The sequence below is a fragment of the Streptomyces sp. NPDC005263 genome (assembly GCF_042872365.1).
GTDB lineage: Bacteria > Actinomycetota > Actinomycetes > Streptomycetales > Streptomycetaceae > Streptomyces.
On record NZ_JBIAKJ010000001.1, the window covers coordinates 127,122 to 148,413 of the forward strand.

22 protein-coding genes and 1 pseudogene are annotated in these 21,292 nt (G+C 69.7%); 8 read left to right on the forward strand and 15 right to left on the reverse strand.

The window, feature by feature from the left end; translation table 11 throughout:
• Positions 1-250 precede the first annotated feature (250 nt).
• Positions 251-1,390 carry an ABC transporter substrate-binding protein gene (locus ACFYRY_RS00590; protein ID WP_389138593.1) on the forward strand — a complete coding sequence of 380 codons (1,140 nt, stop codon included), beginning with the start codon at positions 251-253 and terminating at the stop codon, positions 1,388-1,390.
• Positions 1,391-1,457: 67 nt separating this feature from the next.
• Positions 1,458-1,661 (forward strand): annotated as a pseudogene (locus tag ACFYRY_RS00595) (cation:dicarboxylate symporter family transporter); the annotation flags it as partial.
• Positions 1,662-1,890: 229 nt separating this feature from the next.
• Here ACFYRY_RS00595 and ACFYRY_RS00600 read toward each other — a convergent pair.
• Both ACFYRY_RS00600 and ACFYRY_RS00605 read right to left on the reverse strand, forming a co-directional pair.
• A complete protein-coding gene (locus tag ACFYRY_RS00600) occupies positions 1,891-2,085 on the reverse strand; it encodes a hypothetical protein (RefSeq protein ID WP_389138596.1) in 195 nt (64 codons plus the stop codon).
• A gap of 205 nt (positions 2,086-2,290) precedes the next feature.
• Positions 2,291-3,019, reverse strand: a complete 729-nt coding sequence (locus ACFYRY_RS00605) for a sulfite exporter TauE/SafE family protein (protein WP_389138599.1) — start codon at positions 3,017-3,019, stop codon at positions 2,291-2,293.
• A gap of 251 nt (positions 3,020-3,270) precedes the next feature.
• On the opposite strand from ACFYRY_RS00605, the gene ACFYRY_RS00610 reads away from it, so the two are divergent.
• From ACFYRY_RS00610 to ACFYRY_RS00630, 5 genes are all read left to right on the forward strand, one after another.
• On the forward strand, positions 3,271-3,684 hold the full coding sequence (locus ACFYRY_RS00610; RefSeq protein WP_389138603.1) for a peptidase: 414 nt from the start codon (positions 3,271-3,273) through the stop codon (positions 3,682-3,684).
• Between the two features lie 104 nt (positions 3,685-3,788).
• Complete coding sequence (locus ACFYRY_RS00615) at positions 3,789-4,022, forward strand: hypothetical protein (RefSeq protein ID WP_389138606.1); 234 nt, start codon at positions 3,789-3,791, stop codon at positions 4,020-4,022.
• An 82-nt stretch (positions 4,023-4,104) separates the two neighbouring features.
• The gene (locus tag ACFYRY_RS00620; RefSeq protein WP_389138609.1) at positions 4,105-4,245 is read left to right on the forward strand and encodes a hypothetical protein; all 141 of its coding nucleotides are present in this window, start codon (positions 4,105-4,107) and stop codon (positions 4,243-4,245) included.
• 174 nt (positions 4,246-4,419) lie between these two features.
• Positions 4,420-5,154, forward strand: coding sequence for a response regulator transcription factor (locus tag ACFYRY_RS00625; protein WP_389138611.1), 735 nt, complete (start codon positions 4,420-4,422; stop codon positions 5,152-5,154).
• On the forward strand, positions 5,151-6,596 hold the full coding sequence (locus ACFYRY_RS00630) for a sensor histidine kinase (protein ID WP_389138613.1): 1,446 nt from the start codon (positions 5,151-5,153) through the stop codon (positions 6,594-6,596). The genes ACFYRY_RS00625 and ACFYRY_RS00630 overlap by 4 nt, the downstream gene beginning before the upstream one ends.
• 177 nt (positions 6,597-6,773) lie before the next feature.
• Here the strand turns inward: ACFYRY_RS00630 and ACFYRY_RS00635 are convergent, their stop codons facing one another.
• The 3 genes from ACFYRY_RS00635 to ACFYRY_RS00645 form a co-directional block, all read right to left on the reverse strand.
• Complete coding sequence (locus ACFYRY_RS00635) at positions 6,774-7,388, reverse strand: TetR/AcrR family transcriptional regulator (RefSeq protein ID WP_389138616.1); 615 nt, start codon at positions 7,386-7,388, stop codon at positions 6,774-6,776.
• Positions 7,388-8,236, reverse strand: a complete 849-nt coding sequence (locus ACFYRY_RS00640; protein WP_389138618.1) for an oxidoreductase — start codon at positions 8,234-8,236, stop codon at positions 7,388-7,390. The genes ACFYRY_RS00635 and ACFYRY_RS00640 overlap by 1 nt, the downstream gene beginning before the upstream one ends.
• Before the next feature lie 512 nt (positions 8,237-8,748).
• On the reverse strand, positions 8,749-10,035 hold the full coding sequence (locus tag ACFYRY_RS00645) for a hypothetical protein (RefSeq protein WP_389138620.1): 1,287 nt from the start codon (positions 10,033-10,035) through the stop codon (positions 8,749-8,751).
• 283 nt (positions 10,036-10,318) lie between these two features.
• Here ACFYRY_RS00645 and ACFYRY_RS00650 point away from each other — a divergent pair, with 283 nt between their 5' ends.
• Positions 10,319-10,768, forward strand: coding sequence for a DUF1931 family protein (locus ACFYRY_RS00650; RefSeq protein ID WP_389140990.1), 450 nt, complete (start codon positions 10,319-10,321; stop codon positions 10,766-10,768).
• A 228-nt stretch (positions 10,769-10,996) separates the two neighbouring features.
• On the opposite strand, the gene ACFYRY_RS00655 is transcribed toward ACFYRY_RS00650, so the two are convergent.
• The 10 genes from ACFYRY_RS00655 to ACFYRY_RS00700 are packed head-to-tail and all read right to left on the reverse strand — an operon-like array spanning position 10,997 to position 21,116.
• Positions 10,997-11,494 (reverse strand): Hsp20/alpha crystallin family protein, encoded by a 498-nt coding sequence (locus ACFYRY_RS00655; RefSeq protein ID WP_389138621.1) that lies wholly within the window; start codon positions 11,492-11,494, stop codon positions 10,997-10,999.
• Between the two features lie 47 nt (positions 11,495-11,541).
• Positions 11,542-13,323 carry an FAD-dependent oxidoreductase gene (locus ACFYRY_RS00660; RefSeq protein WP_389138622.1) on the reverse strand — a complete coding sequence of 594 codons (1,782 nt, stop codon included), beginning with the start codon at positions 13,321-13,323 and terminating at the stop codon, positions 11,542-11,544.
• Entirely contained in the window at positions 13,323-13,586 is a 264-nt protein-coding gene (locus ACFYRY_RS00665; RefSeq protein ID WP_389138624.1) for a UBP-type zinc finger domain-containing protein, read from the reverse strand. The genes ACFYRY_RS00660 and ACFYRY_RS00665 overlap by 1 nt, the downstream gene beginning before the upstream one ends.
• Before the next feature lie 6 nt (positions 13,587-13,592).
• On the reverse strand, positions 13,593-14,051 hold the full coding sequence (gene trxA / locus ACFYRY_RS00670; protein WP_389138626.1) for a thioredoxin: 459 nt from the start codon (positions 14,049-14,051) through the stop codon (positions 13,593-13,595).
• Positions 14,048-16,687 (reverse strand): ATP-dependent chaperone ClpB, encoded by a 2,640-nt coding sequence (gene clpB / locus ACFYRY_RS00675; protein ID WP_389138627.1) that lies wholly within the window; start codon positions 16,685-16,687, stop codon positions 14,048-14,050. The genes trxA and clpB overlap by 4 nt, the downstream gene beginning before the upstream one ends.
• Positions 16,678-17,085: a chaperone modulator CbpM gene (locus tag ACFYRY_RS00680; protein ID WP_389138628.1), complete on the reverse strand. Its 408-nt coding sequence runs from the start codon at positions 17,083-17,085 to the stop codon at positions 16,678-16,680. The genes clpB and ACFYRY_RS00680 overlap by 10 nt, the downstream gene beginning before the upstream one ends.
• Positions 17,085-18,032 (reverse strand): DnaJ C-terminal domain-containing protein, encoded by a 948-nt coding sequence (locus ACFYRY_RS00685; RefSeq protein WP_389138629.1) that lies wholly within the window; start codon positions 18,030-18,032, stop codon positions 17,085-17,087. The genes ACFYRY_RS00680 and ACFYRY_RS00685 overlap by 1 nt, the downstream gene beginning before the upstream one ends.
• A gap of 6 nt (positions 18,033-18,038) precedes the next feature.
• A complete protein-coding gene (locus ACFYRY_RS00690) occupies positions 18,039-18,656 on the reverse strand; it encodes a nucleotide exchange factor GrpE (RefSeq protein WP_389138631.1) in 618 nt (205 codons plus the stop codon).
• A gap of 9 nt (positions 18,657-18,665) precedes the next feature.
• On the reverse strand, positions 18,666-20,576 hold the full coding sequence (dnaK, locus tag ACFYRY_RS00695; protein ID WP_389138633.1) for a molecular chaperone DnaK: 1,911 nt from the start codon (positions 20,574-20,576) through the stop codon (positions 18,666-18,668).
• A 51-nt stretch (positions 20,577-20,627) separates the two neighbouring features.
• Positions 20,628-21,116: a general stress protein gene (locus ACFYRY_RS00700; RefSeq protein ID WP_389138635.1), complete on the reverse strand. Its 489-nt coding sequence runs from the start codon at positions 21,114-21,116 to the stop codon at positions 20,628-20,630.
• Positions 21,117-21,292 lie beyond the last annotated feature (176 nt).

A 21,292-nucleotide genomic window follows, 5' to 3' on the forward strand; every position in this document is an offset into this window, starting at 1 on the left:
ACAGGGTGAGTGCTCCTGCACGACGGTCCCGGGTGCCGCCAGGCGGGAGCGGAAAGCTTCGTCACCGAACCGCTCCAGGCTAATTTCGGCCAAGCCTGTGCGGAGGTCAACCGAATGGTTGACCTCAGGTTCCACCTTCTAGAGCGCCTCCATCTGCCTGGATGACGCGCAACCGGGTCCGCCCGCATGCGAATGAGCACCACCCTCGGTGCGAACCCCCTCCCCCCCCGTGAAGGAAGGTTTCATCGGCATGTCCATCCTCCCCAGCAGGCGACGTATCCTGGCGGCTGGTACTGGTGCCGCCATAGGCGCCGGAGTGTTCGGCACCACAGCAGCCTCCGCCTCTGCCGCCGCGTCCCCGCACCCGGCCGGCTCCGAAGAGACCCGCACGCTCGACGAGCTCTACCAGGCCGCCCTCAAGAAGGGCGAAAAGCTCGTCATCTACGCCGGCGGCGACACCCCGACGCAGCAGGACAGCACCAAGGCGGCCTTCAAGTCCCGCTTCCCGGGCATCGACCTGACACTGGTCGTCGACTACAGCAAGTACCACGACGTCCGCGTCGACAACCAGTTCGCCACCGACACCCTCGTTCCCGACGTCGTACAGCTGCAGACCGTGCAGGACTTCGTCCGGTGGAAGCAGCAGGGCCGGCTGCTGCCCTACAAGCCCGCCGGGTTCTCAAAGCTGTACGACGCGTTCAAGGACCCGCAGGGCGCGTGGATGGCCGTCAGGGTGAGCGCGTTCAGCTTCCTGTACGGAAAGGCGGCCGTGGGCTCGGACGCCCCCCGCAACCCGCTCGAACTGGTCGACCCGAAGTGGAAGGGCGAGATCGCCTCCTCGTACCCGCACGACGACGACGCCGCCCTGTTCCTCTACACGCTGTACACCCGCACCTACGGCTGGGACTGGATCGCCAAACTGGCCACCCAGGACGTGCAGTTCGCCCGCGGCAGCAACTCGCCGGGCGTCGCCGTCACCGCCGGGCAGAAGGCGATCGGCGTCGGTACCTCGGGCTCGGCAGTCCCCTCGTCCACGTCCCCGTCGACGTGGGTGATCGCCGACGGGCACCCGTTCATGAGCTGGGGCCAGCGCGCGGCCATCCTGAAGCAGGCCAAGAACCCGACGGCCGCCAAGCTCTACCTCAACTGGCAGCTGTCCGCCGAGGTGCAGCAGAGCTCGCCCAACGGCTGGTCGGTGCGCACCGACATCACTCCCGCGGGCGGCCTGAAGCCCATCTGGGAGTACCCCAACGCCCACCTGGACGGCTTCCCGACATTCATGGGCGACCGTGCCGAGGTGGAGCGGTGGAAGCAGACCTTCGCCCTGTACTTCGGCGAGGTCAAGGGTGACCCGACCCCCGGCTGGCTCGGACTGCATCCAGGGGCCTGACCGCCGACCGGTGCCGCCGGCCCCGCACTCCGCGCGATGGGCCGGCGGCCTGGCAATTCCGACACTCCTCGACGGCACCGCCACCTACCTGACCACGGGCTCGGTCTTCCTCGCCCAGGCCCTCGGCATCGAACTCAGCCTCACCCAGCAGCTGTCGATGCTCGCGGTCACGCTGCGCACCTCCAAGGGCGCCGCCGGCGTCACCGGCTCCGGATTCATCGTCCTGGCCGCCACGCTCAGCGCCGTACCGCACGTCCCCGTCGCCGCCCGCCGGACAGGCGGGCGGCTGACAACGATCAGGCACGTCACGCCGACCCAAAGATCATTTACGGGACGCCTGGGCGCCGCTCAAAAAACGATCAAGGTGTACGAGTTCGAGTGGCTGCGCTCAACTGCCACTGGCCCGAACGGGCAATCACCGGACGACGCAGGGCGTTGCCAGTTCTCATCGAGACCAAGTGCTTCAGTCCGGAACGCAAGAGCGGAATCGGCTGAGCAACTCAAGGGAGGAAGCAGCGGTACCGCTCGCTGCCCGGCATGTCCTCGATCAGCTCCAGAACCTGCCGTGCCTGGCTCCCTGCCCAGATGGCGACAGCGTCACCTGTCAGGCTTGGGGAGGTCAGGTGGCTGGCGGGGTCGGTGATTCGGACAGCTTCGATCAGTTCGGCCTTGAGATGAGTGGGGGGCAGCAGCATGCTCCCAGTGTCGCTGACCACAACCCCGCATGACCGAGTTGCGGGGATCCACGGGGCGTGGGGCGGGGTGCCCCGAGCCTCACTCCACTCGACAGAGCGCCGGTACACCTGTGAGCGCCGCTTCGACGCAAGCGGACAACTCTCGGGGACCTGGTCTCGCCGGGGCTGGGTGATGATGCCCTGGTTGGTGCACTGGCCGCGGTGATCAGCCGCCGGTGATGGCCAGTAGCAAGCCGGAGGCGATCAGGCCGATCTCGACCACGATGACGAAGACGTGGGCGGGCAGCCGGTCGACGATCTTCTTTCCGACCCAGGCACCTGCGGTGCTGGCCGGGGCGAGGGCCAGACCGATGAGCGCGCTGGAGGCGCTCAGTACCGCGGCGGCGCCGAAGACGACCAGCTTGGTCAGGTGCATGACGACGGCGGAGGCGGCCTCGGTGCCGATGTAGGCGCCGCGCAGCAGGCCACGGGCGAGAAAGAACGGGGCGACCATCGGGCCGACCGAGCCGACCAGGGCGGAGCCGAAGCCGGACGCGGCGCCGACAGCGGCGAACGCACTGTCGTCCAGTCGCGCGGCGTGCGGTGAGCAGCGCCGCCAGGCGACTACGACCAGCAAGAACACGCCGATGAGGCGGGTGAGTGCGGGCAGTGGTGTGGTCGCGAACAACAGCGCGCCGGCGGCTGCGGCCGGGACGGCGCCGATCGCGAAGACGCCGACCAGGCGCCGGTGGACCTCGCGGCGGTTGAACCAGACCCGGCTGCCGTTGCTGGCCAGTTGGGCGACGGTGAGAACCGCGACAGCGTCGCGGGTGCCGAGGACAGCGACGAACACGGGCAGGAGCAGCACCCCGCCGCCGAATCCCGCCACCGCCGAGAGGGCCGCAGTACCGAAGGCGGCGACGACGATGGCCATCACCTGCAGTGCCTGTTCCATGTCGGGCATTCTTTCGCCCGCGGTGGCGGCCGGGCCGGGCGGGATCTCAGCCCGCGGCGGTGTCCTGTGCCCGGGCCACGCGGATGCTGGCGAGCCCTGTATGGCGAAAGATTGGCAGTCTGCTGGTCTGCCTCTCTGCATGTGCTGGGCTTTCTCTCAACAGCGTGTTCCTAGGGTCGTAGTCATCCCCCGAAGGCCCGGATCCACCGCCTTCGAACCCGCGAGATTCCCCAGTGTTTGGAGACACCCTGATGCGTGCTCTGCCCCGTCGTGCCGTGCTTGCCGCTCCCTGCGCCGTGCTGATGCTCGCGCTGGTCGCCTGCGGCGGATCCGACTCCGGCTCCGACAGCTCCAGTGCCGCGGACACTCAGCAGCAGGCCCAGAGCGCGGGCGGCGCCGAGGCCGGCGGTGAAGCGGCCGGCGACACCGACGACAAGAAGGAGCCGCCGCTGACCGGTGACATCAAGACGAAGGCCGAGGCCGCCGCACTCGCCGCGTACCCCGGCACCGTCCTGAAGTCCGAGGAGGACGCGGAGAAGCCCGGCATGTACGCGGTGGAGGTCAAACAGGCCGACGGCACCTCGATCGAGGTCTACCTCGACAAGTCCTACAAGGTCACCGACACCAAGAAGGAAGGCACCGAGGAGGCCGACGACGCCAGCTGACGGCCACGGACCGAGCCGCTGGAAGGGCGAATCCGATGCCATCCGAACCCGAGCACGGCCCTGCCTCACTCCCAGACGCCGAACAGACAACGATCCTCGATGCGGTGTCCGGCACACCGGCGCCGCGCGGCTACGGGGACCGCTTCGTAGAGGACGCCTTCGACTACCCCTCCTCGCAGGCCACCCACACCTGGTCCGCCGACGCCGCGTCAGCCACAGCTACCGGTGAGACGGCCACGCGTCACAGGTGCCGACGCAGGGGCGAGCCCGCGCAGGAAACAGGGCACGGGGCGCGGGTGGCCGGCGACAGGTGGCCGGCCGGCACCGGTCCCTCCTGATGGCCGCTGCCACGCTGGTTGTTCTGGGCGGTTTCGGGTTCGCGCTGTCGTCCGTCAGCGCGAGACCGTCTCCTCCACTGCCTTGCCTACGCGGACGAGCTCGTCGCCAGGCGTCGGCGAGGACCGGGGGCGCGAGGAGGAGCACGGGCGGGAGGAGCACGGGCGGGAGGACCACGGGCTGGAGGAGCAGGGACGCGAGGACGGCGACGACGCCGACGACTGACCCCCGGTCGGCGCCGCCGACGTCCCACCACCGCCGTCCGGCCGACGCCGTCCTCCCGTCCCGTCGGCCGGACGACACACCCTTGTCCGGCATCATCCCGTACGTCCCCCTGCTCCCAGGCGGCTTCCCGTGAACCGTTCAACTCCTCTGGCACAGCTGTGCGAGCCTGGCGCCATGCGGCTGCTGCTCATCGAAGACGACGATCGAATCGCCGGACCCCTCACCGAGGGCCTGGGACGCTACGGATTCACCGTGGACCACGTCCGCACCGGCGCCGCGGGGCTCGCCGGCACCACCACCGCGCCGGATCTGGTCCTGCTCGACCTCGGCCTGCCGGACATGGACGGCCTGGACGTCTGCCGCAGCCTGCGCGCCCGCTCCGACGTCCCCATCATCATGATCACCGCGCGGGGTGAGGAGGCCGACCGCATCGTCGGCCTCGAACTCGGTGCCGACGACTACCTCGCCAAGCCCTTCGGCGTACGGGAACTGATAGCCCGCATCCGCGCGGTCACCCGCCGTGCCGGAGCACCGGCATACGCGCCGACCGGGCCCGTCGACGCACCGCAGGTGCACCAACCTGCCTCCGGTGCACAGGTGTTGGGACCGCTGGCCCTCAACCGCCGCACCCGCGAAGTACACCTCGACGGACGCAAAGTCGCCCTGACGCCCAGGGAGTTCGACCTGCTCGCCTACCTCGCCGATGATCCCGGGACGGTGTACTCCCGCCAGCAGATCATGGACACCGTGTGGGACCCGCACTTCTTCGGCCCCACCAAGACCCTGGACGCCCACGTGGCCGCGCTGCGCCGCAAGCTCGGTGATCCGGGCTGGATCACCACCGCCCGCAGCGTCGGCTTCCGCCTGACCGTACCCGGCGACCACCCTGCCGTGGAGGCCACGGGATGACCCGGCGCCTGCTGCTCAGCTACCTCGCCCTGGCCTTGCTGGTGCTGGCCGGCTTGGAGATCCCGCTCGGCTACATCTACGCCCGCGGCGAGACCTCCCGCGCCTCCCAGGAGGTGGAACGCGACGCGTCCATGCTCGCCGAGGTCACCGAGGAGGACATCGAGGAAGGCAAGCTCGACGAACTGCCCGACGTCATCGGCGACTACGCCAAGCGCACCGGCGGCCATGTCGTCGTCACCGACAAGCAGGGCATCGTCCTGGCCGACTCCGACCCGGCCGCCCGCACCGGCATCAGCCTCGCCGCACAGCCGGACATCGCCCGTGCCCTGACCAACCAGCCCACCGTCACGACCACCACCGACAGCGCCGGCCGCGAGGTGCTGTCCGCGACCATGCCCGGCGCCTCCGGCACCACCATCCGCGGTGTCCTGCGGCTGACGTATCCCCTGGACCAGGTCAGCACCCGGGTGCACCGCATCTGGGGCGCTCTCGCATTGGCCGGTGCCTGCGTGCTTGCCGCGGTCGCCCTGGCCGCCTTCACCCTGGCCCGCTGGATCACCCGTCCGCTGCGGACCCTGGAGGCCGCGACCGCCCAACTCGCCGAGGGACAGCTCACCTCCCCGCCCGACGCCACCGCCGGACCGCCCGAACTGCGCCGCCTCGCCACGTCCTTCACGCACACCGCGACCCGGCTCCAGCACCTGCTCAAAGCCCAGCAGGCATTCGCCTCGGAAGCCTCCCACCAGCTCAAAACCCCACTCACGGGACTGCGGCTGCGGCTGGAGAACTTCGAGCCCTATCTCGACCCGCGTGCCCACCCCAGCCTGGAGGAGGCCGTCGGCGAGGTCGAACGCCTCGGCCGCATGGTGCAGGGCCTGCTCGCCCTGGCCCGACTGGAGAACACCGCCACCACCCCCGAACCCGCCGACCTCGACACGATCGTCGCCGACCGGGTGGCGATGTGGGAGCCGCTGGCCGCCGAACAGTACGTCGCCCTCGACATCACCGGCCCGCCCGCAGGACAGGTATGGGCCATCCCCGGCGCCCTGGAACAGATCATCGACAACCTGCTCGCCAACGCCCTGCGCGTCTCCCCACCCAGCACCACCATCACCCTGCGCCGCACCCCGGGCACCGAGTTGCATGTAATCGACCAGGGGCCGGGCATGAACGCGGCTGACCGGGAGCGGGCCTTCGACCGGTTCTGGCGCTCGTCCGACTCCCACCACGACGGCACAGGCCTCGGCCTGCCCATCGTCCGCCACCTCGTCGACGCCTCCGGCGGCACCATCACCCTCCACCCCGCCCCCGGCACCGGCCTCGACGCCCGCATCCGACTGCGCCCCGCCACCGCGCACCCGGGCGAAGTACAGCCGAGAGCAGAGGACTTCGGCTCGCGCCGCCCCCGCAGCCGTCGAACGCAGACAGCCGGCCGCCGGTGAGATCGTGCAGGGCACGGTCAGGTCCCGAAGCGCGGAACTCTGCTGCACGGTGAGTCCGTCTCCGCGGGGTGGGGCAGTGCGGCGCCGCCACCTGGCACCCGGGGTGAGCTGGCCTACCACCCGGTGCGCTTCCTGCGGCTGCGCGAGTGGTACTGCCCTTCACGCAAGATGCCTCATTCAGGTGGTGAGACCGGCACTGGTCAGCCAGATGTGTTCGCAGGTTGAAGATGCCTTTTGCAACTCCTCGCGGGATTCCTGCGAGGCGTGGTAAAAGGTCCGCTCGATCATCCAGCACAGGGCGCGTGCCATCGCTGACGCTTGTTCTGGTTCGGTGCCGGCCTGAACGCCGGCTCGTTCCAGGACAGTGGTGATGGCCGTGATGAACAAGTCAGCCGTGTGGCTCCACAGCTCGCCGATCTCCGGCACGGTCAATGACAGGTCGATCGCCGTGCGCATGACCAGGCCGTGCTCATTCCACAGCTCAACCGTGCGCTGCATGGCTGCTGCGATGGCTTGGCGCGGCTCGTCGGTCGCTGCAGTGGCCAGGGATCTCGCCCACAGATGCTCAACGGTCCGGGCCACGAGTGCCGTGACCACTTCTTGCTTGGAGCCGAAGTAGAAATACAGCGCGCCGCGTGTGATGCCGGCACCCTGAGCTATGTCGCCGACAGTCATGGCGTCGTAGCCCTTTTGCACCAGCAGAGCTTCGCAGGTGTCCAGAATGGCCCGCTCCCGGACATCGCCCTTGCGTTCGGTGGCGCGCCGGCTCCGCGCAGAGTGGTGGCTGGGCATCACAGTTGAGCACCCTCGGCAAAGTCGGTCGTACGGGAGAGGGGCTCCCAAGCGCGGATGTCCTCGTCGACAGCCGTGCGCGCGGCGGTGACCAGTCGCAGCGCATCCGAGCCAAGGACCAGGTGGGCCGGCGGCTGGTCGACCGACGTGATGTGCACGACGGCCTCCCCGGCCTTGGCCGGATTACCCAGCTGATTCCCGCTGGCCTTCTGCCGCGCTTCACGGATGGGGGCGAACAGTTCGTCGTAGTCATCGATGGACTGAGCAGCGCGCGTCATGGACCGTCCGGCCCAGTCGGTGCGGAAGGAGCCGGGCTCGATCGCCGTCACGTGGATCCCGAACTGGGCGACCTCCTTACCCAGTGCTTCCAGGATGCCTTCCAGGGCGAACTTACTGCCGCAGTAGGCGGACATGCCGGGCACGGCCATGAGCCCGCCCATGGAAGTGACGGCCATCAGGTGTCCGCGGCGGCGCCGGCGCATGTGGGACAGTGCTGCCTGCAGGGTGGCCACTGCCCCGAATACGTTGACCTCGAACTGCCGCCGGACCTCGGCCAGCGGGGTTTCCTCGAAGGTGCCCTCCAGGCCGTAGCCGGCGTTGGCGACGACGACATCCAAAGGACCGACGCTCTGCTCTACCTCCACGACCACACTCGACACGGCGTCGCCGTCGGCCACATCCAGGATGCGGCCGTGCGCGTACCCGGGTTTCAGCCCTTCGAAGGCCCGCAGGTCCTCCTCGGAACGGACCGTTCCGACGACGGTGTGCCCGGCGGCCAGGGCGGCCTGGGCGAAGGCACGGCCGAGGCCCGTGCTGACGCCGGTGATGAGCCAAGTCTGCTTTTGCATGTGCTCCTCCAGAGCAGATCCGCGAGGGGCTGGGTTGCTCCCTCACTCCCAACTCTACACAACGTCGATTTTTATCGTCGCTGCGTAGACTGTGGCGTCACTCACGGCTCCGCCGACCGCCCGTGCCGGTCCTCTCCGAGCGAGGGCAAGGAGGACACGATGCGCGCAGCCCACTTACAAACGACCTTTCCCAGAGCAAGATCGAAAGTGATCGGCGGGGGGGCGGTCCGGAGCGGACGCCGCCCCTGCGCACGCTGTCACGCATCGTCAGGCTCACCCTGCCGCTCGCGCTCCGGCGCGGTCGCCGGGTCCGACCACACCGGCCGCTTCACCAAGGGGCCCCGGCTCGCGAAACTCCTGCGCGTTCTCGACCCTCCCCCAGGACCTCCAGACGCAGCTCGACGCGCTCGCGGCCACCGGAGGCCGTCGAGACGGCGCATGCCGTTTTCGCCGCCCTCGCCATGATCAACGCGTCGGCGCACATCGCGCTGCTGGTTGTGCCGGTAATCGGTTCAGTTCGAGGGCTGGTCACCGTGGTCTCGGAGCATGTGACGACGTTCCTGTTCGCGCTTGGAGTAGGCGGCTGCCCGGATCGCATCGTCACTCTCCAAGCCTGATCCCAGCGCGCCGCCCACCGTGGCGACCGAGGCGACGAACCAGGACAGCGTCACGTACTCCTCGGCGTGCAGTGGGGTTCGTGTCACGGAAGCGAACAGTTGGTCGTTGAGGATGAACAGCGCCCACACCCAGTTGATGACCATCAAACCCACGTAGCAGACGAGCACCCCGATCCCGACGGTCACGACCGTCGAGGCGTTGTAGAGCCGCGCCCTCTGCCTCGCCTCAGGCGAGCTCTCTGCCGCTCGATGCCACAGCTCCGCGTCTAAGATCAGCCAGCCGATCATGAGCGCGACAGATCCGACCGTGGCGATCACGAGGCGTGGCGTGCTGAGGGACGCGGCCAGGCTCCATACGGTGGAGTTCACGGTGGCGACTGCTCCCGTGGCGAGTGCGGCCGCCAGGGCTTTCGACAAGCCCGGCACCAACCGCCACGGCCGGTTGGCGCGGACCATTCCGGCGAGCACCCGCAGGTAACCGCGCGGCCCGCTGACGACGTACCGAAGATCGTCGGTCGCCTTCTCACCGGTTGGGCCCGGATGAACAGGCGCGAGACGATCGGCGAGGGGCCCCAGAAGCGGCTGCTTTCGCGGAGGTCCTTCAGTCCCAGTGGTGTGCGGACCCGCCAAGCCGAGCACGGCCTCTTCGACGGCCCGTCGGGCCCTCGTCTGCAGCCGAAGGCCTCCCAGTGAAGGAAGAGAGAGCAGCGCCAAGCCGTGTTCGTGATTCAGATGCACAACTAGCCTGCGGCCGTGTGAGTGAAGCGGAAGGTCGGTGAGGGCCACGACGATGTCCCAGTTCTCCGCACTCCCACGGTCCATGATCCGGCGCATCAAGGTGGGCGGGTCCTCCGTCCCCGAGGTGAAGGGCTCACTGACCACCTCGACGCCGAACCGTCGCCCCTGGCCCGACTTGTCGGCGAGCCGAGCAGAAAGTGTCCGGGCCATGCGCTGCGCGATCTCCGTCGGCGTGTCCGGATCCGCCAGGAGAGCCACGACCGTAACGCCCTGAGACGACACCCGCATAACTGGACCCTTCTCGTCGGCTGTCCCGCGATCCCAAGTGCCCACAGACGCCGCCGAGGTAACGTCGACGCCGCGTGACAGGCTGGCCCCCGCCAGCAGGTGCAGGCGGAACGACCAGATCTCCTTGTCTTCCCAGACCCGGGCCGCTCCCACCACCGGGCCACGATCGCGTCCGCCACCGCGAAGACCCGCTCAGGCATCACCCCGGCACGCACCACCGACCACCCGGCTTCGGTGTCCGCCCGAGAGCCGGAGTCCGGCAAAGCCCCGCCCTATGCGGGGACAAGCCGGCCAGTCGGACGCATGGTCCTGGCAGGGCAATACAGGGAGGCTAATTGGGCCCGACATGCGCATGCGTTCGCCCGCCCCCGTCGGCCAGGCTGACTGGGAAGCCCAGAGGCCGGGAGCCACCCGGCTCGCGCTGCCGGAGGTTGCCGTCATGACCGTGATGTCCATCGCCAGATTCGAGAGGTTCTTTCGCGCGGCCGCAGGACTGAACGTCGACAAGAACGATCTCAAGCGCTACAGCGACTTCGTCGACGCCAAGCTCTACGATCTGCTGACCGTCGCCCAGGCCACTGCCAAGGCCAACGGGCGCGACATCATCCGGACCTGTGACCTGCCGATCACGAAAGGCCTGCAGGAGAGCATTCACCACTTCCGGAAGATCGACCAGGAAGTCGAACTCAAGCCGATCCTGGAACAACTCGCCACCCATCCCCCTCTGGACCGCCCGCCCGATGAGGAGACCGAGGCGGCCTGTCCGGACATTATCGGCGGACTCAGCCTGGCCCTTGCCCAGAGCTTCAAGATCCTCCACCCCGACCTGAAAAACCCCCAGCCCCAGCACTGGGACGAGGCTCGAGCCGTTTTCGACCTCCTGCTGTGAGTGGCGGAAGAACAGCGCCGGCGAGCACCACTGGACCTGCTCCCCTCCGGCTGCTGCGCGCCGGCGTCTGCGGCGCCGAAAGGAAGCCGGTGGCAAGCCACATGCCGAGCCGCCGCCCGTCGTGAGGGGCTGTCATACGGGACGTCATTCATGAGTCACCCCGGATGACGAGCCCCGTCGGCCCGGCCGCGGTGCCGGACGGGTGTCCGGCACCGCGGCGTTCGCGTCTCAGCCGCTGCTCCCGGTGCTTTCAGTCGTGTCGCTGATCTCGACGTGCCGGGGCTTTGTGACCTCGGCCTTGGGGACGGTGATGGTGAGCACCCCGTCCGACATCCGCGCATTGATCTTTTCGGTGTCGACCTCTCCGGGCAGCCGCAGCCGGTACTCGAACGCTCCGGTGCGGCGGGTGCTCCGGCGCAGGACGCCTTTGCGTTCCTTCTCCTTGATCTCTCCGGTGACCACCAGCTCCTGGCCGTTCGCTTCGACGTTGATGTCCTTGCTCTTGACGCCGGGGAGTTCGATCTCGACGTGGAAAGCCCCGTCGGACTCCGTGACATCCGCCAGGGGTGTCCACGCGACTGCGGGTGCCGCGCCTCCCACCGTGGATTCGATCAGTCCGCTCATCTCGCTGAGCAGTTGGTCGAACTCCGTCAGCGGATTGCGTGCCCAGCCAAGGGGCCTGTCCTGCATTGCGCCACCGCGGTGGCGCCGGACGGGCGTGGTCATTCCCATCGCCTCCTTCTCCTTCTCGTGATCTCGTCGCCTGCTGGGTGTCATGCGAGCCAAGCGGACTCCTTCGGACGGGTGTGCGGTGAGCTGTCGGTGCCGCCGGGCGCGGCCGTGTGGCCCAGGTAGCGGTGCACGAAGTGGATGCTCATCGCGCCTTCGCCGACCGCGGAGGCCACGCGTTTCACCGAACCGCTGCGGACGTCTCCGGCGGCGAAGACGCCAGGCAGGCTGGTCTCCAGCGTCAGGCAGTCGCGGCCCTGGCTCTGCCACAGTCCGGGGGCGGAGCATGCCTGCGCCTCCGCGCCGGTGAGCACGAAGCCGCGCGCGTCGAGGGCCAGCGCGCCGGACAGCCACTCGGTGTGGGGGTCGGCGCCGGTGAAGACGAACAGGGCCCGCACCGCGAGGTGGCGATGCTCGCCCGTACGGTGGTCGACCACGGTGACCGCCTCCAGCACCTTGTCGCCGAGTGCCTCGGTCATCTCGGTGTGCAGCAGCACGCGCACCCGCGGGTGACGCTCCACCTGATCGATCAGGTAGCGGGACATGTGCGCCTCGAGGCTCGGCCCACGGACGAGCAGATTCACCTGCGGCGCGTACCCGGCCAGGAAGAGCACGGCCTGGCCCGCGGAGTTGCCTCCGCCGACGACGGCCACCGGGTCGGTGCGGCACTGCTGGGCCTCGTAGACGGTCGCCGAGTAGTGGACGCTCGTTCCCTCCAGGCGTTCGATGCCGGGCACCTGGAGGCGGCGGTAGCGAGCGCCGGTGGCCAGGACGACGGTACGGGCGGTGATCTCGCTGCCGTCGCCGAACCCGACGGCGTAGTGCCCGTCCCGCCGTTCGAGCCGAGCCGCCTCCGCCGGGACACTGATCCTGGCGCCGAACTTGTCGGCCTGGAGCACAGCGCGTTCGGCGAGTTCGGCGCCGGAGATGCCGGAGGGGAAGCCCAGCAGATTCTCGATACGGGACGACGTGGCGGCCTGGCCGCCGCTGGCCAGGGCCTCGACCACGGTCGTGCCGAGGCCCTCCGAGGCGGCGTTCACCCCGGCGGCGAGACCAGCGGGTCCGGAGCCGACGATCAGGAGATCGCCGGGATGGCTTCCGGCAGGCAGCGACGGCAGGCCCATGAGCCGGGCCAGTTCCGCGTTGCTGGGGTTGCGCAACAGAGTGGTGTCCCGCCAGATGACGAGCGGGGTCTCCTCCGGGCCGACGCCGAAGCGGCGCAGCAGCTCCTCGGCCTCCTCGTCGGTCTCCAGATCGATCCAGCGGTGCGGCAGCCGGTTGCGGGCGGCGAACTCGCGCAGCCGCCGGGTGTCAGGCGAATAGCGCGAGCCGATGATGCGGAAACCGGCGCCCTGCCCGACGAGCAGAGCACGTCGGCCCAGGCAGGCGCGCAGCACCACATCACCAAGGACGGAGTCCCGGGTCACCAGGTCACGCAGCTGATCCATGGACAGGGCGAGGACCTCGCCGGGGTCCCTGACCAGAGCGGTGTAGAAGGCCACCTGCCCGTTCAGGAGGCCGAGTTCGCCGATGAAGCGCCCGGGGCCGTGCACACGCAGCAGACGTTCGTCGGCCGTGCCGTAGCCCTCGGCGATGGCGACCGAGCCACTGAGGACGACGTAGAACGTCTCGCACCGCTCCCCCTCCCGGATCAGCACGTCACCGGCGTCGACCGCGCGCCGCCGGCCACGCTGCGCCAGGCGGGCCAGCTGGTCGTCCGGCAGGCGGGGATAGGCGCCGTAGATGTCGGCGGTCTCGAAGGGGACGCTCTCCTCCGCGTCGTCCGGCACAGGCGCCGGGCTTGGCCGCGTCTCGTCGCCGGGCATCACACGAACGCCTCGTGGACGAAGCACCACCGCCAGTCCTCGCCGGGCTCCAGCGACGCCACGATCGGATGGCCGTCGGCGGCGGCGTGCCGGCGCGCGTGCCGGTTCGGCGAGGAATCACAGCAGCCGACGTGGCCGCAAGTCAGGCAGAGCCTGAGGTGGACCCACGGGGAGCCGAGCAGCAGACACTCCTGACACCCCTCGGGGGTCAGTGGCTGGACCGGCCGGACGAGCTCGAGGTGGGGGTCGGTTCGTACGGTCATGGCTGATCACCCTTTCCCGGCCGGTTCGCGGCCCGCGATCGACTGCTCCACCCACCGCCGCAGGGCAGGGGCAGGCGCGGCACCCGCCTGCCGGGCGATGGTCTGTCCTTTGTCGAGGACCAACAGCGTCGGTACCGCCTGGACCTCGAACCGCTGCGCCAGGCGCGGGTTCTTGTCGATGTCGACCTTGACCAGCTTGATCTTTCCCGCGAGATCGGCGGCGACCTTCTCCAGCGCGGGGCTCACCATGCGGCAGGGGCCGCACCAGGTGGCCCACAGGTCGACGACGACGGGCACGGTGGCCTGCTCGACGACCTCGGTGAAGTCGTCGTCGCCCGCGTCGGCCACCCACGGCAGAGGCTGCTTGCAGTTGGCGCACCTGGGGCGGCCCTCGGCGGCCACGGGTACCCGGTTGGTGCGCCCGCAGTGCGCGCAGGTGACGTTGGTGGCTTGCACGGTACTCATGCCGCCCTCGCTCCCTGCACGTCCTCGGGCTGGTCGTAGGTGACGACCAGCTCTCCGTGCTCGGCGTCGACCCGGACCTTCGCGCCGTCCTGGACATCGCCGCGCAGCAGGGCGCGCCCGACCAGCGTCTCGACCTCGTGGGAGATGTAACGCCGCAGCGGCCGTGCACCGTACACCGGGTCGTAGCCCTGGTGGGCAATCAACTCCCGTGCCGCGTCGGTGAGTTCAACGGTGATGCGGCGTTCGGCGACTCGCTGCCGCAGCTCGTCGAACTGCAGCTCCACGATCCGCTCGATCTGCCGCTCACCGAGCGGCTTGAACAGCACGATGTCGTCGACGCGGTTGAGGAACTCCGGGCGGAAGTGCCCGCGCAGCTCACCCATCACCAGGGCACGGGCGTCCGGCTTGATCTCACCCTCGGCGGTGACGCCGTCGAGGAGGTGCTCGGAGCCGATGTTGGACGTCATGATGATCACGGTGTTGCGGAAGTCGACGGTGCGGCCCTGGGCGTCGGTGATGCGGCCGTCGTCGAGGATCTGCAGCAGGGTGTTGAAGACATCGGTGTGCGCCTTCTCTATCTCGTCGAACAGCACAACCGAGTACGGCTTGCGGCGTACGGCCTCCGTGAGTTGACCGCCCTCCTCGTAGCCGACGTACCCGGGCGGGGCACCCATCAGCCGGCTGACGGTGTGCCGCTCCTGGTACTCGCTCATGTCGAGGCGGACCATGTTCTCCTCGGAGTCGAACAGGGCCCGGGCGAGGGTCTTGGCCAGCTCGGTCTTCCCGACGCCGGTGGGGCCGAGGAAGATGAACGAGCCGATGGGGCGGCGCGGGTCCCGGATGCCGGAGCGGGCGCGGATGATGGCGTCGGCGACGAGCTTGACGGCCTCGTCCTGGCCGATGACGCGCTCGCGCAGGATCTCGTCGAGGCGCAGCAGTTTCTCGCGTTCGCCCTCCTGGAGGCGGGCGACGGGGACGCCGGTCCAGGCGGCGACGATCTCGGCGATCTCCTCCTCGGTGACGACCTCACGAAGCAGCCGGTTCTGCCCTTGTTTGGAGGCCAGTTGCTCCTCCTCCGCGGCGAGCCGGCGCTCCAGGTCCTGGAGGCGGCCGTAGCGGAGTTCGGCGGCGCGGTTGAGGTCGTAGGCGCGTTCGGCCTCCTCCGCCTCGTGGCGGACCTGCTCCAGTTCCTGGCGCAGTTCCTGCACGCGGCGGATGGCCTGCCGTTCGGCCTCCCACTGGGCATGTTTGGCGTCGGCTTCGCCGCGCAGGTCCGCGAGTTCCCTGCGCAGCTCCTCCAGGCGGGTTTTGCTCGCGGGGTCGGTCTCCTTGGAGAGGGCGGCCTCCTCGATCTCCAGGCGGGTGACGCGGCGGGTGATCTCGTCGAGTTCGGCGGGCATCGAGTCGATCTCGGTACGCAACCGGGCGCACGCCTCGTCGACGAGGTCGATGGCCTTGTCGGGCAGGAAACGGTCGGTGATGTAGCGGTGGCTGAGGGTGGCCGCGGAGACCAGCGCGTTGTCCTGGATCTTCACGCCGTGGAAGATTTCCAGGCGTTCGCGCAGTCCGCGCAGGATGGAGATGGTGTCCTCCACGCTCGGCTCGTCGACCAGGACCTGCTGGAAGCGGCGTTCGAGGGCGGCGTCCTTCTCGATGTGCTTGCGGTACTCGTCGAGGGTGGTGGCACCGATCATGTGGAGTTCACCGCGGGCGAGCATCGGCTTGAGCATGTTGCCCGCGTCCATGGCTCCTTCGGCGGCTCCCGCGCCTACGACGGTGTGCAGTTCGTCGACGAAGAGCAGGATGTGCCCCTGGGCGGCCTTCACCTCGGACAGCACGGCCTTGAGGCGTTCCTCGAACTCGCCCCGGTACTTTGCCCCGGCCACCAGGGAGCCCATGTCGAGTGCGAACACGGTCTTGTCGCGCAGTCCTTCGGGCACGTCGCCGCGGACGATGCGCTGGGCGAGGCCCTCGACGATGGCGGTCTTGCCGACGCCGGGGTCGCCGATGAGGACGGGGTTGTTCTTGGTCTTGCGGCTGAGGATCTGGGTGACGCGGCGGATCTCGGCGTCCCGGCCGATGACCGGGTCGAGTTTGCCGTCCCTGGCTTCGGCGACCAGGTCGCGGCCGTACTTCTCCAGGGCCTCGTACGCCACTTCGGGGTTGGCCGAGGTCACGCGCTGGTTGCCGCGGATCCGGGTCAGCGCGCTCAGGAACGAGTCCCGGGTGATGCCGTGTTCCTTGAGCAGCCGTCCGGCGGCGGTGGACGAGCCCTCCTCGGCCAGGGCCAGCAGGAGGTGCTCCACGGACACGTATTCGTCCTTGAGGCGTTTGGCCTCCCGCTCGGCCGTGTCCAGCAGGCGCGCGAGCCGCTGGGTGACGAACACCTGACCTGGGGCCGCGCCGGGTCCGGTGACACTGGGGCGGCGCGCCAGCTCTTCGCGCACGGCTTCCTGGAGCTGCCCGGGCTCCCTGCCCGCCTGTTGCAGCAGCCGGGGGATCAGGCCGTCCTCCTGGTCGAGGAGCGCGAGCAGCAGGTGCTCACCGTCCACCTCGGTCTGGCCCATGCGGACGGCGGCGGTCTGCGCCTCCTGGAGGGCTTCCTGTGACTTCTGGGTGAGACGGTTCATGTCCATGGGGGTGAGTCACTCCTCCTGCCGCGCTCGCGCAGTGCGGCTTCGAGCAGGCTGATGCGGTCGAGCAGGTCGAGCACCAGACCGATGGATGCGTAGTTGAGGCAGAGTCCGGAGCGCAGCCGCTGGACGCGGGCGAGGACCGCCGGGGCCGCGGGGTCGAACACGAGGTGCCCCGCGGCGTCGCGTTCGGCGTCGACCAGTCCGAGGGCGACGAACCGGCGGACCAGGTCGGGGTGGAGGCCCGAGCGGCGGGCCACGGTGTCCAGGGAAAGTTTGGGCACGGGGACGAGCGCGTACCGCACGGCCGTGGAGCCGGCGCTCGTCCGTACGGGACGCCCGCCCGCGTCGGCCCCGGCGGTCCGACCGCCGGTCGACGCCCATGAGGGTCGGTCGCTCATCACGTCCTCCTGGGGTCGTACGAAGAGGTGGCGGCGAGCTCCTCGAACAGCTCGCGCTCCCGGTCGCCGAGGGCGGGCGGCACCATGACGCGGAGTTCGGCGTACAGGTCACCGTTCGCGCCGCGCGGGTTCGGCATGCCCTCGCCGCGCAGCCGCAGTCGCCGGCCGCTGGACGAGCCCGCGGGCACCGTGACCTTGGCCGTGCCGCCACCGGGGGTGGGCACCGGCACGGTCGCACCCAGGGCCGCCTCCCAGGGGGTGACGGGGAGCTGTACGTGGACGTCGCGGCCGTCCAGCCGGAACCGGGGGTGGGGCCGGATACGCACCCGCAGATACAGGTCGCCCGCGGCGGCGTCACCACTGCCCCGGCCGCCCTCGCCCGCCAGGCGGATGCGCTGCCCGTCGGTGACGCCGGGCGGTACGTCGACCTGGTACCGCCGCGGCTGCCCGGTGGGGCCGGCGAGCGTGACGGTACGGCGGCCGCCCCGGTACGCCTCCTCGACGGTGAGCGGCAGCTCCGCCTCCTGGTCGGCCCCCGCTACACCGCCGGGAGCGGCGCCTGCTCCGAAGAGCGAGCCGAGCAGGTCCTCGATGTCGACGCCCTCCGCTGCGAAGTCGTCGCCGAAGCCGGTGTACCGGACGCGGGGGCCGCCCGCACCGGCGGTCCTCCGAGCGCGGAAGCCGCCGCCCGCTCCGGCCGCGACCCGTTCGTCGAAGTCCTCGGGGATCTTGCGGAAGTCCTCACCGAAGCGGTCGTAACGCGCCCGTGTCTTGGGGTCCGAAAGGACGCTGTATGCCTCGTTGAGGTCCTTGAACCGTTCCTCCGCCTCCGGGTCCTTGTTGACGTCGGGGTGGTACTTGCGGGCGAGTTGGCGATATGCCTGCTGGATCTCGTCCTGGCTCGCGGTCCGTGACACGCCCAGCACCTCGTAGAAGTCCCGTGCCATGACCGGTCACTCCCGCTTCGCGACAGTCACGGCGGCGGGCCTGAGCTGCCGTTCCCCGTCCCCGTAGCCCGGGCGCAGCACCTCGACGACCGTGCCCGGTGGGGCGTCGGGGTCCTGGACGACGCCGACCACCTCGTGCCGGGCGGGGTCGAAGGCGACGCCGGTCTCCGCGTGCCTCGGGTAGCCGAGCAGTTCGAGGACGTTCACCGCCTGGTCGCGGACCGCCCGGACACCCTCGACGATCGCGCCGGGGTCGGATCCGGCATGGGTCAGGGCGAGTTCGAGGTTGTCCAGGACGGGCAGGAAGGCGGCGGCCGTGCGGGACCGCTCGGCTGTCCGCTCCCGCCCCAGTTCCCTGGTGTGGCGCTTGCGGAGGTTGTCGAGGTCGGCTAGCGCGCGCCGCCAGCGGTCCTCGAGTTCCTTGAGCTCGGCCGTGGGCTCGTCCTCGGACAGTGCGGGGCCGCCGGCCGCGTCCGGGCCGGGTTCCTGGTCCGTGTCAGACCCCGGCCCGGTCGGCCGGCCCGAGCGCGGAAGATCCCCTCGGGGAGGGCGTACGGCGCCCTCCGGAGTCGGGTCGGCCGGGTCCGGCACGGCCGGGTCGGATTCCCTGGGGTGGATCGGCATGGCGGTTCCTCAGTCCTTGTCGAACTCGGCATCGATGACGTCGTCGTCACCCCCACCGCCGCTCGGGCCGCCGCCGGTCGCACCGTCCCCGGTGGTGCCCTGGTCGGGACCGCCCGTGGTGGCGCCGCCCTGATGCGCCGCCAGCCCTGACAGCACCTGCTGGAGTTCGGAGGTCAGGGGCCGCACCCGCTCCACGCCTGCCTCCTCCTTGACCGCCGCCCGGGCATCCGACACCAGCATCTCGGCGCGTGCCTTCTCGTGCGCGGGTGCGGCGTCGCCCAGCTCGGCGAGGCGCTTGTCGACCTGGTAGGCGACGGCGTCGAGCTCGTTGCGGGCGTCGACGGCCTCGCGCAGGGCCTGGTCCTGGCCCTGGTTGCGCTCGGCCTCCTGGACCATGCGCTCGACCTCGCTCCGGTCGAGGTTGGAGCTCTCGGTGATGGTGATGCCTTGTTCCTTGCCGGTGTCCTGGTCTCGGGCCTTGACGTTGAGAATGCCGTTGGCGTCGATGTCGAAGGTGACCTCGACCTGCGGTTCGCCGCGCGGCGCCGGGCGGATGTCGGTGAGCTGGAAGCGGCCGAGCACCCGGTTGTCGGCGGCCCGTTCGCGCTCGCCCTGGAGGACGACGATGTCGACGGCGGGCTGGTTGTCCTCGGCGGTGGAGAAGGTCTCGGTGCGGCGCACGGGGATGGTGGTGTTCCGCTCGATGATCTTCGTCATCACGCCGCCGCGTGTCTCGACACCCAGCGACAGGGGTGTGACATCGAGCAGCAGGACGTCCTTGACCTCGCCCTTGAGCACCCCGGCCTGGATCGCGGCACCCAGGGCCACGACCTCGTCGGGGTTGACGCTCATGTTGGGTTCCTTGCCGCCGGTCAGCCGGCGCACGAGGGCCTGGACGGCGGGGATGCGGGTGGAACCGCCGACGAGGATCACCTCGTCGATGTCGTTCTCGCCGACCTTGGCGTCGGCCATGGCCTGCTGGACCGGTCCCAGGCAACGCTCCACCAGGTCGCCGGTGATCTGCTCGAACGTGGACCGCATGACCGAGTCGGTGAGGTGCTTGGGGCCCGAGGCATCGGCGGTGATGAACGGCAGGCTGACCTGCGTCTGCGTCACCGAACTCAGCTCGGTCTTGGCCTTCTCCGCCGCTTCGAACAGGCGTTGCAGGGCCTGCGGATCCTTGCGCAGATCGATACCGTTCTCCTTCTGGAAGTCGTCCGCGAGGTAATCCACCAGACGCCGGTCGAAGTCGTCACCGCCCAGGTGACTGTCGCCCGCCGTGGAACGCACCTCCACCACGCCGTCGCCCACGTCGAGGATGCTCACATCGAACGTGCCGCCACCGAGGTCGAAGACCAGCACCGTCTCGTGCTGCTTCTTGTCCATGCCGTACGCGAGGGCGGCCGCGGTCGGCTCGTTGATGATCCGCAGCACTTCCAGTCCCGCGATCCGCCCGGCGTCCTTGGTGGCGGTGCGCTGGGCGTCGTTGAAGTAGGCGGGCACGGTGATGACCGCCTCCGTGACCCGCTCCCCGAGCTGCTTGGAGGCGTCGTCGGCGAGTTTGCGCAGCACCTGGGCGCTGATCTCCTCGGGCGCATAGAGCTTGTCGCGCACCTTGAAGCGGGCGACGCCGCCCGGGCCCTCGACGACGTCGTACGCCACCGCCCTGGCCTCGTCCGGGATCTCGTCGAAGTGCCGGCCGATGAACCGCTTGGCCGAGTAGATGGTGCCCTTGGGATTGAGGATCGCCTGGCGTCGGGCCAGCTGGCCCACCAGCCGTTCCCCGGTGTCGGTGAAGGCCACCACGGACGGTGTCGTACGGTTGCCCTCGGTGTTGGGCACGACGTTAGGTTCGCCGCCCTCCCACACGGCGATCACCGAGTTCGTGGTGCCCAGGTCGATGCCCACTGCCTTGGCCATGAGGAACTCCTCCCGTGCGGCGGCAAGCGCCGGCACTGCGGATCCGATCGTTCAGGTATGGGCGGGACGTCCACCGGCACCGGCGGTCCGCAACCCGCCGAGCAGCCGTACCGCCTCGTCGGCGACCGCTTCGTCCACGACGACGTCGTACCGGCTGGGCTGCATCGTGCGGACGGAGGCGAAGTCCCGTCGACCGCCCTGCAGGGCGTACAGCAGCAGGCCGAACAGCGCGCCCACGATCGCTCCGAAAATCAGGCCGTAGAGGGCGACGAGCAGAGCGGATACGAGCGGGTCCACCCAGTCGACCAGGCCGAAGAGCCAGCCGATCAGCGCTCCGGGAAGGGCCCCGCTCGCCGCTCCGTGCAGGGCGGCCCTGCCATGGTCCACACGGCCGACGACCTGCTCGACGAGGCGGACGTCCTGGCCGATGATGGCCACCCTCTGCACGGGAAACCCCTGGTCCGAGAGGTGGTCGACGGCGCGTTCGGCTTCCTGGTACGTCTCGTACGTGGCAACGTTCCTACGAGGCTGCTCGCTCATCGCCCAGCCCTTCCTGCCGGTGTGCACGGCGGCCCCGGCACGCCTCAGACTCGCGGACTGAGCAGCTCCGCGCCTGCACCCGGCAGGTCGAAAAACAACGGAGCCTCTCCCCCCGCGAGAACGAGAGGGAGCCTCCCGGACATCTCGGGTACGTTGCGGGGAAGGCGTAGAGGAAG

Excerpts from the sequence above, each read along its gene's own strand:
- dnaK (WP_389138633.1), bottom strand. The coding sequence starts at position 20,576 with ATGGCCAAGGCAGTGGGCATCGACCTGGGCACCACGAACTCGGTGATC.
- ACFYRY_RS00685 (WP_389138629.1), bottom strand. The coding sequence starts at position 18,032 with ATGGCACGGGACTTCTACGAGGTGCTGGGCGTGTCACGGACCGCGAGC.
- clpB (WP_389138627.1), bottom strand. The coding sequence starts at position 16,687 with ATGGACATGAACCGTCTCACCCAGAAGTCACAGGAAGCCCTCCAGGAG.
- ACFYRY_RS00655 (WP_389138621.1), bottom strand. The coding sequence starts at position 11,494 with ATGACCACGCCCGTCCGGCGCCACCGCGGTGGCGCAATGCAGGACAGG.
- trxA (WP_389138626.1), bottom strand. The coding sequence starts at position 14,051 with ATGAGTACCGTGCAAGCCACCAACGTCACCTGCGCGCACTGCGGGCGC.
- ACFYRY_RS00610 (WP_389138603.1), top strand. The coding sequence starts at position 3,271 with ATGCGTGCTCTGCCCCGTCGTGCCGTGCTTGCCGCTCCCTGCGCCGTG.
- ACFYRY_RS00640 (WP_389138618.1), bottom strand. The coding sequence starts at position 8,236 with ATGCAAAAGCAGACTTGGCTCATCACCGGCGTCAGCACGGGCCTCGGC.
- ACFYRY_RS00690 (WP_389138631.1), bottom strand. The coding sequence starts at position 18,656 with ATGCCGATCCACCCCAGGGAATCCGACCCGGCCGTGCCGGACCCGGCC.
- ACFYRY_RS00680 (WP_389138628.1), bottom strand. The coding sequence starts at position 17,085 with ATGAGCGACCGACCCTCATGGGCGTCGACCGGCGGTCGGACCGCCGGG.
- ACFYRY_RS00635 (WP_389138616.1), bottom strand. The coding sequence starts at position 7,388 with ATGCCCAGCCACCACTCTGCGCGGAGCCGGCGCGCCACCGAACGCAAG.
- ACFYRY_RS00650 (WP_389140990.1), top strand. The coding sequence starts at position 10,319 with ATGACCGTGATGTCCATCGCCAGATTCGAGAGGTTCTTTCGCGCGGCC.
- ACFYRY_RS00605 (WP_389138599.1), bottom strand. The coding sequence starts at position 3,019 with ATGGAACAGGCACTGCAGGTGATGGCCATCGTCGTCGCCGCCTTCGGT.
- ACFYRY_RS00600 (WP_389138596.1), bottom strand. The coding sequence starts at position 2,085 with ATGCTGCTGCCCCCCACTCATCTCAAGGCCGAACTGATCGAAGCTGTC.
- ACFYRY_RS00590 (WP_389138593.1), top strand. The coding sequence starts at position 251 with ATGTCCATCCTCCCCAGCAGGCGACGTATCCTGGCGGCTGGTACTGGT.
- ACFYRY_RS00630 (WP_389138613.1), top strand. The coding sequence starts at position 5,151 with ATGACCCGGCGCCTGCTGCTCAGCTACCTCGCCCTGGCCTTGCTGGTG.
- ACFYRY_RS00660 (WP_389138622.1), bottom strand. The coding sequence starts at position 13,323 with ATGCCCGGCGACGAGACGCGGCCAAGCCCGGCGCCTGTGCCGGACGAC.
- ACFYRY_RS00700 (WP_389138635.1), bottom strand. The coding sequence starts at position 21,116 with ATGAGCGAGCAGCCTCGTAGGAACGTTGCCACGTACGAGACGTACCAG.
- ACFYRY_RS00625 (WP_389138611.1), top strand. The coding sequence starts at position 4,420 with ATGCGGCTGCTGCTCATCGAAGACGACGATCGAATCGCCGGACCCCTC.
- ACFYRY_RS00665 (WP_389138624.1), bottom strand. The coding sequence starts at position 13,586 with ATGACCGTACGAACCGACCCCCACCTCGAGCTCGTCCGGCCGGTCCAG.